Source organism: Streptomyces sp. NPDC091287 (assembly GCF_044768525.1).
Classification (GTDB): domain Bacteria; phylum Actinomycetota; class Actinomycetes; order Streptomycetales; family Streptomycetaceae; genus Streptomyces.
On the sequence record NZ_JBIVUV010000006.1, the window covers coordinates 205,087 to 218,710 of the forward strand.

12 protein-coding genes are annotated in these 13,624 nt (G+C 72.8%); 2 read left to right on the top strand and 10 right to left on the bottom strand.

The window, feature by feature from the left end; genetic code table 11:
- Window positions 1-109 precede the first annotated feature (109 nt).
- The 4 genes from sucB to ACIQRW_RS12045 all read right to left on the bottom strand — a co-directional run bounded on the left by sucB (window position 110) and on the right by ACIQRW_RS12045 (window position 6,328).
- On the bottom strand, window positions 110-1,957 hold the full coding sequence (gene sucB / locus ACIQRW_RS12030; protein WP_403757886.1) for a 2-oxoglutarate dehydrogenase, E2 component, dihydrolipoamide succinyltransferase: 1,848 nt from the start codon (window positions 1,955-1,957) through the stop codon (window positions 110-112).
- Window positions 1,958-2,019: 62 nt separating this feature from the next.
- Window positions 2,020-3,408 carry a dihydrolipoyl dehydrogenase gene (gene lpdA / locus ACIQRW_RS12035; protein WP_403757889.1) on the bottom strand — a complete coding sequence of 463 codons (1,389 nt, stop codon included), beginning with the start codon at window positions 3,406-3,408 and terminating at the stop codon, window positions 2,020-2,022.
- 366 nt (window positions 3,409-3,774) lie between these two features.
- Entirely contained in the window at window positions 3,775-5,331 is a 1,557-nt protein-coding gene (locus tag ACIQRW_RS12040) for a leucyl aminopeptidase (protein WP_403757892.1), read from the bottom strand.
- A gap of 214 nt (window positions 5,332-5,545) precedes the next feature.
- Window positions 5,546-6,328 carry an adenosylcobinamide-GDP ribazoletransferase gene (locus tag ACIQRW_RS12045; protein WP_403757895.1) on the bottom strand — a complete coding sequence of 261 codons (783 nt, stop codon included), beginning with the start codon at window positions 6,326-6,328 and terminating at the stop codon, window positions 5,546-5,548.
- 88 nt (window positions 6,329-6,416) lie between these two features.
- On the opposite strand from ACIQRW_RS12045, the gene ACIQRW_RS12050 reads away from it, so the two are divergent.
- Window positions 6,417-7,181, top strand: a complete 765-nt coding sequence (locus ACIQRW_RS12050; protein WP_403757898.1) for a hypothetical protein — start codon at window positions 6,417-6,419, stop codon at window positions 7,179-7,181.
- On the opposite strand, the gene ACIQRW_RS12055 is transcribed toward ACIQRW_RS12050, so the two are convergent.
- The 3 genes from ACIQRW_RS12055 to ACIQRW_RS12065 form a co-directional block, all read right to left on the bottom strand.
- The gene (locus ACIQRW_RS12055) at window positions 7,079-7,843 is read right to left on the bottom strand and encodes a hypothetical protein (RefSeq protein WP_403757902.1); all 765 of its coding nucleotides are present in this window, start codon (window positions 7,841-7,843) and stop codon (window positions 7,079-7,081) included. The two genes, ACIQRW_RS12050 and ACIQRW_RS12055, sit on opposite strands and share 103 nt — an antisense overlap.
- 195 nt (window positions 7,844-8,038) lie before the next feature.
- The gene (gene cobT, locus ACIQRW_RS12060; RefSeq protein ID WP_403757904.1) at window positions 8,039-9,148 is read right to left on the bottom strand and encodes a nicotinate-nucleotide--dimethylbenzimidazole phosphoribosyltransferase; all 1,110 of its coding nucleotides are present in this window, start codon (window positions 9,146-9,148) and stop codon (window positions 8,039-8,041) included.
- A gap of 195 nt (window positions 9,149-9,343) precedes the next feature.
- A complete protein-coding gene (locus ACIQRW_RS12065; RefSeq protein WP_403757907.1) occupies window positions 9,344-10,546 on the bottom strand; it encodes a bifunctional adenosylcobinamide kinase/adenosylcobinamide-phosphate guanylyltransferase in 1,203 nt (400 codons plus the stop codon).
- 78 nt (window positions 10,547-10,624) lie between these two features.
- Between ACIQRW_RS12065 and ACIQRW_RS12070 the strand changes: the two genes are divergently transcribed.
- A complete protein-coding gene (locus tag ACIQRW_RS12070; protein WP_018958100.1) occupies window positions 10,625-10,834 on the top strand; it encodes a hypothetical protein in 210 nt (69 codons plus the stop codon).
- A gap of 144 nt (window positions 10,835-10,978) precedes the next feature.
- Here ACIQRW_RS12070 and ACIQRW_RS12075 read toward each other — a convergent pair whose 3' ends face one another.
- From ACIQRW_RS12075 to ACIQRW_RS12085, 3 genes are all read right to left on the bottom strand, one after another.
- Window positions 10,979-12,067 carry a S1C family serine protease gene (locus ACIQRW_RS12075; protein WP_403757910.1) on the bottom strand — a complete coding sequence of 363 codons (1,089 nt, stop codon included), beginning with the start codon at window positions 12,065-12,067 and terminating at the stop codon, window positions 10,979-10,981.
- 76 nt (window positions 12,068-12,143) lie between these two features.
- A complete protein-coding gene (locus ACIQRW_RS12080; protein WP_403757913.1) occupies window positions 12,144-12,893 on the bottom strand; it encodes a class I SAM-dependent methyltransferase in 750 nt (249 codons plus the stop codon).
- 41 nt (window positions 12,894-12,934) lie between these two features.
- Window positions 12,935-13,534 carry a DUF3043 domain-containing protein gene (locus tag ACIQRW_RS12085; RefSeq protein ID WP_007451204.1) on the bottom strand — a complete coding sequence of 200 codons (600 nt, stop codon included), beginning with the start codon at window positions 13,532-13,534 and terminating at the stop codon, window positions 12,935-12,937.
- Window positions 13,535-13,624 lie beyond the last annotated feature (90 nt).

Genomic DNA, 13,624 nt, shown 5'->3' on the forward strand with positions numbered 1-13,624 from the left:
ATCACGGCCGCGCGGGCGGCCGGGGGTGCTTAGACAATACGGCGGCGCCCCCGCCCGGAAGAGTTCCGGACGGGGGCGCCGCTGGTGAGGCTGGTTACAGCAGGGGAGTTCAGAGGCCGAGCTCGACCTCGAACTCACCCGCCTCAAGGATCGCCTTGACCGACGTCAGGTAGCGGGCGGCGTCCGCGCCGTCCACCAGACGGTGGTCGTAGGAGAGCGAGAGGTACGTCATGTCGCGCACCGCGATGGTCTCGCCGAGGTCCGGGTGGTCGATGACCACCGGGCGGCGGACCGTGGCGCCGATGCCCAGGATGGCGGCCTGGTTCGGCGGCACGATGACCGTGTCGAACAGGGCCCCGCGCGAACCGGTGTTGCTGATGGTGAAGGTGGCGCCGGACATGTCGTCCGGCTTCAGGCCGCCACCGCGCGCCTTGCCCGCGAGCTCCGCGGTCTTCTTGGCGATGCCGGCGATGTTCAGGTCGCCCGCACCCTTGATGACCGGGGTCATCAGACCCTTCTCGGCGTCCACGGCGATGCCGATGTTCTCCGAGTCGAAGTACGTGATGGTGCCCTCGTCCTCGTTGATCCGGGCGTTGACGACCGGGTGGGCCTTCAGCGCCTGGGCCGCCGCCTTCACGAAGAACGGCATCGGGGACAGCTTGACGCCCTCGCGGGCGGCGAAGGAGGCCTTCGCCTGGTTGCGCAGCTTCATCAGCTTGGTGATGTCGACCTCGAGGACCGTGGTCAGCTGGGCCTGCGAGTGCAGCGCCTTCATCATGTTCTCGCCGATGACCTTGCGCATGCGGGTCATCTTGACCGTCTGACCGCGCAGCGGGGACGCCTCCAGCTTCGGCGCCTTGGCAGCTGCCGGAGCAACGGCCGGGGCCGGAGCGGCTGCGGCGGCCTTGGCGGCCTCCGCTGCGGCGACGACGTCCTGCTTGCGGATACGGCCACCGACGCCGGTGCCCTTGACCGAGCTCAGGTCCACGTTGTTCTCGGACGCGAGCTTGCGGACCAGCGGCGTGACGTACGCGCCGTCGTCACCGGAGGGCGCGGCCGGGGCGGCCGGCGCCGGGGTGACCGGGGCGGGCTGCGCCGGAGCCGGGGCGGCGGGAGCCGCCGGGGCCTGGGCCGGAGCGGCCGGAGCCGGAGCCGCGGGGGCGGCCGGAGCGGCGGGGGCGGCCGGAGCGGGAGCCGCGGGGGCCTCCTGCTTCGGCGCCTCGGCCTTCGGGGCCTCCTGCTTCGGGGCCTCCTGGGCCGGGGCGGCGGGCTGCGCCGGAGCGGCGGCCGGAGCCGCGCCCGGAGCGCCGATGACGGCGAGCTTGGCGCCGACCTCGGCGGTCTCGTCCTCGCCGACCACGATCTCCAGCAGCACACCGGCGACCGGGGCGGGGATCTCGGTGTCGACCTTGTCCGTGGAGACCTCCAGCAGCGGCTCGTCCTCGGCCACCTCCTCGCCGACCTCCTTGAGCCAGCGGGTGACGGTGCCCTCGGTGACGCTCTCACCGAGCGCCGGGAGGGTGACGTCGGTGCCCTCGGCGGACGAACCACCGGTGGTCGCCTCGGCGGTCGGGGCCTGGGCCGGAGCCTCGGTCTCGGTCGACGGGGCGGTGGGCGCCTCCTCGGCCTGCGGGGCCGGGGTGGAGGCGGGCTCGGCGGCCGGGGCCTCGGCTGCGGGGGCCTCGGCTGCGGGGGCCTCGGCCTCGGCCGGAGCGCCCGAGCCGTCGTCGATGACGGCCAGCTCGGCGCCGACCTCGACGGTCTCGTCCTCGGCGACCTTGATGGAGGCCAGAACACCGGACGCGGGGGCCGGGATCTCGGTGTCGACCTTGTCGGTCGAGACCTCGAGCAACGGCTCGTCGGCCTCGACGCGCTCGCCCTCGGCCTTCAGCCAACGGGTGACAGTGCCCTCGGTGACGCTCTCGCCGAGCGCCGGAAGGGTTACGGAAACCGACATGGTTTCAGTTGCTCCTTACGAAATTGCGGAAGTGGTCGGTCGTCGCGCCCGGGACCGGGGGATCAGTCGTGGGCGTGGAGAGGCTTGCCGGCCAGCGCCAGGTGAGCCTCGCCCATCGCCTCGTTCTGCGTCGGGTGTGCGTGGATGAGCTGGGCGACCTCGGAGGGCAGCGCCTCCCAGTTGTAGATCAGCTGGGCTTCGCCGACCTGCTCGCCCATGCGGTCGCCCACCATGTGGACGCCGACCACGGCACCGTCCTTGACCTGGACGAGCTTGATCTCGCCCGCGGTCTTCAGGATCTTGCTCTTGCCGTTGCCCGCGAGGTTGTACTTGAGGGCGACGACCTTGTCCGCGCCGTAGATCTCCTTGGCCTTGGCCTCGGTGATGCCGACGGAGGCGACCTCGGGGTGGCAGTACGTCACCTTGGGCACGCCGTCGTAGTCGATCGGAACGGTCTTCAGACCGGCGAGACGCTCCGCCACCAGGATGCCCTCGGCGAAGCCGACGTGGGCGAGCTGGAGGGTAGGGACGAGGTCGCCCACGGCCGAGATGGTCGGGACGTTGGTCTGCATGTACTCGTCGACCAGGACATAGCCGCGGTCCATCGCGACGCCCTGCTCCTCGTAGCCCAGGCCCTGCGAGACCGGGCCGCGGCCGATGGCGACGAGCAGCAGCTCCGCCTCGAAGGTCTTGCCGTCGGCGAGCGTCACGCGGACGCCGTCCTGCGTGTACTCGGCCTTCTCGAAGAAGGTGCCGAGGTTGAACTTGATGCCGCGCTTGCGGAACGCGCGCTCAAGAAGCTTGGAGCTGTTCTCGTCCTCGACCGGGACGAGGTGCTTGAGGCCCTCGACGATGGTGATCTCGGTGCCGAAGGACTTCCACGCCGAGGCGAACTCGACGCCGATGACGCCGCCGCCCAGCACGATCGCGGACTTCGGGACGCGGTCCATCTTCAGCGCGTGGTCCGAGGAGATGATCCGGTTGCCGTCGATCTCCAGGCCGGGCAGCGACTTCGGCACGGAGCCGGTCGCCAGCAGCACGTGGCGGCCCTGGACACGCTGGCCGTTCACGTCCACGGAGGTGGGGGAGGAGAGCTTGCCCTCACCCTCGATGTAGTGGACCTTGCGCGAGGCGATGAGTCCCTGGAGACCCTTGTACAGGCCCGAGATCACCTCGTCCTTGTACTTGTTGACGGCCTCCATGTCGATGCCCTCGAAGGTCGCCTTCACGCCGAACTGGGCCGACTCGCGGGCCTGGTCCGCGATCTCGCCCGCGTGCAGCAGTGCCTTCGTGGGAATGCAGCCGTTGTGCAGGCAGGTGCCGCCGACCTTGCCCTTCTCGATCAGGGCGACGTCCAGGCCCAGCTGCGCTCCGCGCAGGGCCGCGGCGTAACCGCCACTGCCACCGCCGAGGATCACTAGGTCGAAAACGGTGCTGGCGTCGTTCGCCACGTCACGTCCTCCATGCATGTGCGCCGTACGCCGGGCCCCGTCGCTGGGGTGTGACCGGCCGGTCGGCTGGTGTGCGGCCGCTTGTCTCGGCCCTGTGGTGGGGGCCCTGTCCTGCCGAGAACCCATCTTCGCACTTGTCGACGGCGGGCGGGACGCGGGGCCCGGGTCCGGAACGGATGATCGTCCGTTCCGGAGGGTTACTGCTGCGTAGATACCTACGGATTCGGGCGGTGTTCGTCGAGAGCGAAACCCGCTCGCCCTTCGTCGTCCATCCGTCCTGTCCCGCTCATCCTTGCCGCTTCCGCTCGGAGAACACGTACGGCCCCGGACCTATGCCCGGGGCCGTACGTGACGGAAGGCGGGAACTCAGCCGAGGTCGCCGGCGGCGGTGCGCTCGGCGAGCCGCACCAGGGTGCGGACCGCGGAGCCGGTGCCGCCCTTGGGCGTGTAGCCGTACGGCGCGCCCTCGTGGAAGGCCGGGCCCGCGATGTCCAGGTGCGCCCAGGCGATGCCCTCGCCCACGAACTCCTTCAGGAACAGGCCGGCCACCAGGCCGCCGCCCATCCGCTCGCCCATGTTGGCGATGTCGGCGGTGGGGGAGTCCATGCCCTTGCGCAGGTCGGCGGGGAGTGGCATCGGCCAGGACGGCTCGCCGACCTCCTCGGCGATCTCGTGGATCGACGTGCGGAAGGCGTCGTCGTTGGCCATCACACCGAAGGTGCGGTTGCCGAGCGCCATCACCATCGCGCCGGTCAGGGTCGCCACGTCGACGATCGCGTCCGGCTTCTCCTCCGAGGCGCGGGTCAGCGCGTCGGCCAGGACGAGCCGGCCCTCGGCGTCGGTGTTGAGGACCTCGACGGTCTTGCCGCTGTACATGCGGAGCACGTCACCGGGGCGGGTGGCGTTGCCGGAGGGCATGTTCTCGGCCAGCGCCAGCCAGCCGGTGACGTTGACCTTGAGGCCGAGGCGGGCGGCCGTGACGACGGCGGCGAACACGGCGGCGGCGCCGGCCATGTCGCACTTCATCGTCTCGTTGTGGCCGGCCGGCTTGAGCGAGATGCCGCCCGAGTCGTAGGTGATGCCCTTGCCCACCAGGGCCAGGGTCTTCTCCGCCTTGGGGTGCGTGTAGGCGAGCTTCACCAGGCGCGGGCCGCGCTCGGCGCCCTGGCCGACGCCGAGGATGCCGCCGTAGCCGCCCTTGACCAGGGCCTTCTCGTCGAGGACCTGGACCTTGACGCCGTGCTCCTTGCCCGCGGCGGTGGCCACGGCGGCGAAGGACTCCGGGTACAGGTCGTTCGGCGGGGTGTTGATCAGGTCGCGGGCCCGGTTGATCTCCTCGACCAGGGCGAGGGCGCGCTCGACGGCGGCCTTGTAGGCCTTGTCGCGCGGCTTGGCGCCGAGCAGGGTCACCTCGGCGAGCGGCAGTTTCGGGCCACTGTCCTTGGACTTCGCGTCCTTGGGGGCGAGCTTGTTCTCGCCGCCCTGGTAGGCGGTGAAGGCGTACGCGCCCAGGAGCGCGCCCTCGGCGACGGCGGCGGCGTCCTCGACGGAGGCGGCGGGCAGCGCGAAGCCGGCCTTCTTGGAGCCGGTCAGCGCACGGGCGGCGGTGCCCGCCGCGCGGCGCAGCGCCTCGGCGTCGTAGGCGTCCTCCTTGTCCGGGACCGGACCGAGACCGACCGCGACGACGACCGGGGCCTTGAGGCCGGACGCGGCGGGCAGCTTGGTCAGTTCGCCCTCGGCACCGGTGGCACCCAGGGTCGCGAGGACTGCGGCGAGCTTTCCGTCGAACGCCTTGTCCACGGCCTCGGAGCCGGGTGCCAGGACCGGCCCCGGCTTCGACCCAGCGCCCTTGGCGACGCCGACGACGAGTGCGTCGGCGCGCAGCGTCGCCGCACCGGCAGTGCTGAGAGTGAGAGCAGTCACGGTGGTGAAATCTCGCTTCCGTTGAGTTCGAGTTCGGTCGAGGGGTGGGCCGACCGTGCCCGGCGCATCGTAGACGCCCCGACGATGTGCCGGGAATGAGCCTACGCGCGCGGTTCCTGCTCCGTGACGTCGGCGGGGCTTCCCGGACCTTTTCCGGCCGTTGCGGCGGTCCGGAACGGCCCTCGGGAAGCACGGCGGACGATGTGCCCCTCCGTCAGGTCCCGAGCGCCAGCGCCACCAGGGCCGCCGTCGCCGCCGTCTCCTCGACGCCCCCGAAGACGTCCCCGGTGACCCCGCCGAACCGCCGCACGCAGTGCCGCAGCAGCAGTTCGCCCGCGGCGAGCGCGACGAGCACCGCGAGCGCGTGGTGCAGCGCCCCGTACGGGCCCAGCGGCGCGCCCGCCACCGCGCACAGCGCCACCGTCACCGCCGCCGCGAGCAGCGCCCACCCGGCCGGGACGGTGGACGCCACCACCGCGCCGAGCCCCTCCGGCCGGGCCGCCGGGACGCCCTGACGGGACGCCAGGGTCAGCGCGAGGCGGGCGGCGACGCCCGCGACGACGGCCCCGAGGGCCCCGTGCGCCCAGCCCTCCCCGTACAGCTCGAAGAGGACGGCGACCTGGGCCAGCAGGACCAGGAGCAGCGTGATGACACCGAACGGCCCAATGTCGGACTGCTTCATGATCCGCAGCGCGTCCTCGGCCGGCTTCCCGCTGCCGAGGCCGTCCGCCGTGTCCGCCAGACCGTCCAGGTGCAGCCCCCGGGTGAGGGCGGCGGGCACCGCGACGGAGACGACCGCCGCGAGCAGCGGCCCCGAGCCCGCCAGCAGCGACAGCGAGCCGAGGGCCCCGGCGAGCAGCCCCACGACGAGCCCGGCGAGCGGGGCGCAGAGCATTCCGGAGCGGGCGGTCGCGCGGTCCCAAAGGGTCACGCGGACGGGCAGCACGGTCAGGGTGCCGAAGGCGAAACGTATGCCGTGGCTGTTCAGGGAGGTCACCGCGCGCAGGCTAGCCGCTGGGCCCCACCGATAGATTGGGCGAAACGCATCAATCGCCGTGAAACCTGACGTATCGGGAGTGGGTGGCATGGGTCACTGGTGGCACGACAACATCGCGGAGCCGGGCAAGATGCCGCTGCTCCTCGCACTGGCCGCCTTCGTCCTGACCTTCGCGATCACCCGCACCATCACCCGCATGATCCGCGCCGGCAAGGGCCCGTTCCGCAACATCACCCCGGGCGGGGTGCACATCCACCACGTGGTGCCCGGGGTCGTGCTGTCGGTGATCGGCGGATTCGGCGCGGTCGCCGGCGGGCGGCACGGCGTGACCGCCGGGATCTGCGCGGTGGTCTTCGGGGTGGGGGCCGGTCTGGTGCTGGACGAGTTCGCCCTGATCCTGCATCTGGACGACGTGTACTGGACCGAGGAGGGCCGCCAGAGCGTGGAGGTGGTCGTGCTGACCGTCTCGCTGGTGGCGCTGGTCCTGGCGGGCTTCTCGCCGCTCGGCGTCGACGACGTCACCGACGAGGAGGAACAGGGGAGGCTCAGCCTCATCACGAGCTACGTGATCAACTTCTGCTTCGTCCTGATCGCCCTGTTCAAGGGCAAGCTGCGGATGGCGGTGCTCGGCACCCTCGTCCCGTTCGTCGCCCTGGTCGGCGCGATCCGGCTGGCCCGCCCCACCTCGCCCTGGGCCAGGCGCTTCTACCGCCACCGCCACCGGGCCCGCTCCCGGGCACTGCTGCGGGCCTACCACCACGACGTGCGCTGGGCCGGGCCGCGCCGGAAGTTCCAGGACCTCATCGGCGGCGCCCCGGACCGCGCCCCGCAGCCGCCCGCGCCCCGGTCCTGAACGCGCCGCCGCCCGCGCCACTCCCGTACGCGGCACACCACCAGGACGACGACGATGGCGGCCAGATGCTCACGGCCCGCCAGGTTGTCCTTGACCAGGACCTCCACGACCATCGCGAGGACCACCAGCGACCCGGTGAACCGGGCGCGATGCCGGTGGCAGACGTACACCGCGAGCCCCACGACGGCCGCCGAAGGGCCGGTGTCCACCACCTGCGCGTCGGATGCGGGCAGCCCGAGGAACACCTCCGGCCCGAGCGCGATGCCGATCCGCGCGTACAGCGTCCCGGCCAGCGTCGCCAGATACGCCACCGCGAGCGTGCGCCGGCGCCCCAGGCACACCTCCGCGACGCCGAACACCAGCAGGATCTGGGCCAGCGCGCCCCACACCGGCAGATCGAGCGCGGGCACGAACAGGGACAGCGGGGTGCGCGCGAGGGCGAGCCAGAGCGGGTCCTCGGCCCGTACGGCTCCGAGAAGCCGCACCGGCCGGTAGCCCCAGGGCTGGTTCTGCACCAGCTGCACGGTCGCGGTCAGCGCCACCGCGACCGTCGTCAGCGCGAGCGCCCGCGCACCGCGTCCGGCGAGCCCCCGCCGTACGGTCGTGAACAGCGGGCCCCACTCCCGTACCGCCGCCCGGCGCAGGGCGGGGAGACGGCTCATCCGCTCTTCTCGAACAGCATGGAACGGGCCCCCGGTCGGTCGGTACGCGGCTTCGGCGAGGAAGCGCGCCGAGCCGCGATCCCCTCTCGAAGACGGACCGGGAGACGGCGCAGTTGAGCGACACCCGAGTGATGCCGATCTCGTCCGCGCGGTGGGGAGCCGGGAGCCTCGGACCCCGTCGAGGGCAACTGCCTCCTACTCGGGCCCCGACTCCGGGGCTTCCACGCCTTCCGCGTCCTTCTCGTCCTTCTCGTCCACAGTCTTCTCCGGTTCCCGCTCCGGCAGTTCGGCGGCCAGCGCCGCCGCCGCCTGCACCAGCGGCAGCGCCAGCAGCGCACCGCTGCCCTCGCCCACCGTCACGCCGTGGTCCAGCAGCGGGGTCAGCGCCATCCGGTCCAGCGCCTTCGTCTGCGCGGGCTCCCCGCTGACCTGACCGGCCAGCCACCAGTCCGGCGCCCGGAACGCCGCCCGCTGCGCCACCAGGGCGCAGGCCGCCGAGACGACCCCGTCCAGGATCACCGGCATCCGGCGCACCGCGCTCTGCAACAGGAAGCCCGTCATCGCCGCCAGATCCGCCCCGCCCGACGTCGCCAGCAGCTCCAGCTGGTCGCCGAGCACCGGCCGGGCCCGGCGCAGCGCGTCCCGGATCGCCGCGCACTTGACCATCCACGCCAGGTCGTCGATGCCCGCACCGCCGCGACCGGTCACCACGGAGGCGTCCGTTCCGCAGAGCGCCGCGACGAGGGTGGCCGCGGCCGTGGTCCCGCCCACGCTGAGGTCGCCGAGCACCACCAGATCGGTGCCGGAATCCGCCTCCTCGTCGGCGATCGCCATGCCCAGACGGACCGCCTGCCCGGCCTCCTCCGCGCTGATCGCGTCCTCGACGTCGATCCGCCCCGAACCCCGCCGCACCCGGTGCCGCACCACGGACTCGGGCAGCAGCTCCGGATCGCAGTCCAGGGAGACGTCCACGATCCGCATCGGCACCGAGAAGCGCCGCGCCAGCACCGAGACCGGGCTCGCTCCGTCGAGGGCGGAGCGCACCAGCTCGTACGCGCTTCCCGCGGGCCGGCCGGAGACGCCCAGTTCCGCCACCCCGTGGTCACCGGCGAAGAGCACCAGACGCGGCTGCTCGACGGCCCTGACCGGCACGGACTGCTGCGCGGCGCTGAGCCACTCGGCCAGCTCGTCGAGCCGTCCGAGCGCCCCCGGGGGTACGGTCAGCCGCTCGCGCCGCTCCTCGGCATCGCGCCGCACACCCCCGTCGGGGCGTTGGATCAGGTCGGAGAAGTCGTCCAGGTTCACGGAGGTCTGCCTCGCGGGTCGTCACGTCGGGTCCGGTCCGGGAACCCGGCGGCGGGCCCCCGGGGCGTGTCCGGCGGATCAGGACCGGACAGCCCCCAGCCGGAACAGTACCGGTCGGCCCACCCCCGAGAACCGTGCCGTGAACCGGGAGAGGGCGGGAGGCCGGGCGGCCCACGGCGCCCCCGGCAGCCGCCCTCACCGCCGCAGCACCAGCACCTGCCCCGCCACCACCAGCAGCACCTGCTCGCACTCGGCCGCCACCGCCGCGTTCAACCGCCCCAGCTCGTCCCGGAACCGCCGCCCCGCCGACGTCGCCGGCACCACCCCGGACCCCACCTCGTTGGTCACCAGCACCACCGGCCGCCGGGTCCCGCGCACCGCGGCGACCAGCTCCACGACCCGCTCCCGCAACGCCGCCTCGCCGCCGTCGTGCCAGCGTTCGTCCTCCCAGGCCTCCACCCGGTCCATCGCGTCGGTCAGCCACAGCGACAGGCAGTCGATCAGCAGCGGCGGCCCGTCCGCCCGCAGCAGCTCCGCGATCTCGCAGCTCTCCTCGGTCCGCCAGGCGCCGGGCCTGCGCTCCCGGTGCAGTCCGATCCGGGCCGCCCACTCCCGGTCCCCGTCGCGGCGGCCGCCGGTCGCCACGTACACCACCTCCGGGAACGTCTCCATGCGCTGCTCCGCCTCCAGCGACTTCCCCGACCGCGCGCCCCCCGTCACCAGCACCCGGCGCGGCACGTCCGGCACCGCGTGGTACTCGCCCACCACCAGCGTCGTCCCGTCCGGCACCGCCCGCGCACCGGCCGCCGCCAGCCGCCGGTCCAGCGCCGGGCCCGGCGGGGCGTCGTGGTCCAGGTGGACCGCGATCACCTCGGTGGCCGGCCCGACCGCTCCGGCCGCCCGCAGCCGGGCCACCGCGTCGGGCCGCCCGATCACATCGAGGACGACCATGTCCAGCGGCCGGTCCACCTGTTCGGACAGGCCGGAGGGGGCGGCCCCCGGCGGCAGGTACAGCAGCCGCTCGCCCTCCGGGGCGGTCACCTCGTACCCGGTCCCCGGGGCGTCCATCGCCATCGCCCGCACCCGGTGCCCGCTGATCAGCGTCAGGACCTGGCCGTCCGGCACCCGGCCGGCCGCCGGCAGCAGGGCGGGCAGCTCGACGGCGGGCCCGTCGTGCGGGTGCGTGAGCAGCACCTGCCGGACCGCGCCCAGCGAACGCCCCGCACGGGCGGTGGCGAACACCGCCCCGGGCGTGAGGTCCAGCAGCAGCGCGTCGTCGACCAGCAGCGCCGTCGCGGCCCGCGCCCACGGGCCGCGGGCCGAGGCGCAGGCGGCGCAGGGACAGGAGGGGCGCGGCAGCCCGTCGGGGGCTCCGGTGCCGAGCAGAGTCAGTTCCACACCTTGATCCTCCCGTGTCCCCGCGCGAGGTGCGCGTCCGGCTACGCTTCGGGAAGCAACGTGACCCAGGAGGCTGGCATGGCGTGGACGTGGCGGTTCGAGAAGTCCGACGGTACGGAGACGGAGCCGGCGTTGCAGCCGGAGGAGTTCACCACCCAGGGCGACGCGGAGTCCTGGATCGGTGAGTTCTGGAAGGAGCTCCTGGAGGGCGGCGCCGCACAGGTGACGCTCTTCGAGGACACCACCAAGATCTACGGCCCGATGAGCCTGAAGGCCGACAGCGCCTGACCCTCAGCGCCCCCGGGGCGGGAACGGGCGGTGAAAGGGCGGGCGGTACGGGGGTCTCCCCGTACCGCCCGCCCTTTCGGCCGTACGGGCTCGGCTTTCCCTGAGCCTTTGGCTCTCCCTGAGCCCTCGGCTCTCCCCGAGCGCTCAGATCTCCCCGAGCGTGACCTCCGCCGTCCGGCTGTCGCCGTCGCGGGTGTACGTCACGGTCACCTTCTGTCCCGGCTTGTCGCCGGCCAGCGCCTCGGAGAGCGAGGTGATCGTGGTGACCTCGCTGTCCCCGATCTTCGTGATGGTGTCCCCGGGCCTCAGCCCCGCGTCGTCCGCCGCGCCGCCCCGGTCCACGCTGACCAGCGCCACCCCGGCGGGGCGGTAGTTGTCGTCGACGACCGTACGGCCCGTGATGTTCAGCGCGGCACGGCCCGAATCGGTGACCTTGCCGTCCTTGATGATCTGGTCGGCGACCGTCTTCACCATCGAGACGGGGATCGCGAAGCCGATGCCCGGCGCAGCGCTGTCGCCCATCTGCGGGTCGGTCGCCGCGAGGGTCGGAATGCCGACCACCTGGCTGTCGAGGTTGACGAGCGCCCCGCCGCTGTTGCCCGGGTTGATCGCCGCGGACGTCTGCACCATGTTGGCGATCGTCGCGCCCGTGCCGCCGCCCGCCCGGCTCTCGCTCACGGTCCGGCCGAGCGCCGAGACGATGCCCTGGGTGACGCTGCTGGACAGGCCCAGCGGCGAGCCCATCGCCAGCACGATCTGCCCCACCTCGACCTGCTCCGCGTCGCCGAACGTCGCGGGCTTCAGCCCGTCCGGCACCTCGTCGAGCTTGATCACGGCCAGGTCCTGCTCCGGGTAGGAGGAGACCAGCGAGGCGCTCAGCACCGCCTCCCCGGTGGCGACGCTGACCTTGAACGTCTTCTCGTCGCCGACCACATGGGCGTTGGTGACGATGTGCCCCTTGTCGTCGTAGACGACCCCGGAACCGAGGCCTTCCGAGGCGTCGATCTGCACCACCGACGGCAGTACGTCGTTGATGACGTCCTGGTAGGCGTTCTCCAGGTCGTCGGGGGCGCGCTTCACCGAACCCTGCGCCGTACCGGACGCACTGGTTTCGGGGGCCGGAGCCGCCGGACTCGTACCGGAGCAACCGCCCGCCAGGGCGATGGCACAGACGGCCGCGGACAGGGGAAGCAGCAGCCTGCGCGCCCGGCTGCGGGAGGGGGATACGTCCATATCCGGAGTCTGGGGCCCGCCCCGTTCGGGTGCCCGAACTGATGAGCCGAACGGGCCCGCCCCCGTGATGCCCGCGTCAGCCGCGCACGCCGCACAGATGCAGCAGCGCCGCCACACCCCGGTAGGGGTCGGTCCGCCCGGCCCGGTCCTCCAGGGTCAGGGCCCGCTCCAGCTCCTCGGCCGGCAGCTCGGCCCCGTCCGGCACGTTGTCCGTGAAGACCCGCACCCCGTACCAGGCGTGCAGCGGCGCGGCGATCCCCGCGAGCGTGGCCCGCAGCGCGTCGAGCCGGTCGGCCCGCACGGTGAGGCCGAGGCGGTTGGTGTACGTGGCGGTGTCGAAGGCGGTCAGGGCCGCGCCGAAGTCACCGGCGAGCCCCGGGCGCATCGCGAGCGCGTCCGCGTTCCGTACGAGCAGGGAGAGCAGGCCGCCGGGGGCCAGCATCCGGGCGAGCCCGGCCAGCATCGGGTCCGGCTCCTCGACGTACATCAGGACGCCGTGGCACAGCACCACGTCGAAACTGCCGGGCAGGAAGTGCACACCGGTGTCCCGGCCGTCGCCCTCGATGAGCCTGACCCGCTCCCGGATGCCCTCCGGCTCGGTCGCCAGGGACTCACGGGCCGCCGACAGCATCTCCGCGTCCGACTCCAGGCCGGTCACCGAGTGACCGGCCCGCGCCAGGCGCAGGGCCTGGGTGCCCTGGCCCATACCGACGTCCAGGACGCGCAGCCGCCGGCCCACCGGGAAACGCCCGGCTATCTGCTCGTCCAGCTGCCGCGCGACGAGCTCCTGACGGACCCGGTTGCGTACGCCGCCGAGACCTGCCATCCACGCCGAGGAGACCCCGGTGAAGCCGGAGGCCTCCGTGCTCAGGGCCGCTCTCCGCGCTTGACCTGCGGCTTCGGAAGCCGCAGTCGGCGCATCTGGAGCGTGCGCATCAGGCCGTACGCCACGGCTCCGCGCTTCGGCGTGTCCGGGAAGCGCTCGCGCAGCTGCTTCTTCAGGCGCATCGACAGACCGATCGAGTCGATCACGATCAGGATGATCACGCCGAGCCAGAGCAGCAACGAGATGCTCTGGATGTTCTGCACCTGGATCACGCTGAGGATCAGGATGATCACGGCGAGCGGCAGGAACCACTCGGCGATGCAGAAGCGCGAGTCCACGTAATCGCGGACGAAGCGCCTGACCGGTCCCTTGTCGCGGACCGGGAGGTAGCGCTCGTCGCCCGAGGCGAGCGCCTCGCGCTGCCTGGCCAGGTCGGTGCGCCGCGCTTCGCGCTGGCGCTTCATGGCCGCCTTGCGGTCGGTCGGCGCACTGGACGCGGCGCGACGGCGCTGCGTCTGGGCCTCGCTGCGCTTGGGGGTGGGGCGACCCTTGGGAGCCTGCGGGTCGCGGGGCTGCTGGGAGAGGTCCGCCGTCACCTTGTCGGTGGGGGCCTTCTCTGTCTTGGCACGGCTACGGAACACAAAACCCAAGGGTACGGGGTCGGCGCGCGGGCCCGGAGACCCGGGCGGGAACGATCCGGCAACGGACGGCATCCCCACAGGTGTCCCGCC

Excerpts from the sequence above, each read along its gene's own strand:
- ACIQRW_RS12050 (WP_403757898.1), top strand. The coding sequence starts at position 6,417 with ATGGGTCACTGGTGGCACGACAACATCGCGGAGCCGGGCAAGATGCCG.
- ACIQRW_RS12055 (WP_403757902.1), bottom strand. The coding sequence starts at position 7,843 with ATGAGCCGTCTCCCCGCCCTGCGCCGGGCGGCGGTACGGGAGTGGGGC.
- ACIQRW_RS12080 (WP_403757913.1), bottom strand. The coding sequence starts at position 12,893 with ATGGCAGGTCTCGGCGGCGTACGCAACCGGGTCCGTCAGGAGCTCGTC.
- sucB (WP_403757886.1), bottom strand. The coding sequence starts at position 1,957 with ATGTCGGTTTCCGTAACCCTTCCGGCGCTCGGCGAGAGCGTCACCGAG.
- ACIQRW_RS12075 (WP_403757910.1), bottom strand. The coding sequence starts at position 12,067 with ATGGACGTATCCCCCTCCCGCAGCCGGGCGCGCAGGCTGCTGCTTCCC.
- ACIQRW_RS12070 (WP_018958100.1), top strand. The coding sequence starts at position 10,625 with ATGGCGTGGACGTGGCGGTTCGAGAAGTCCGACGGTACGGAGACGGAG.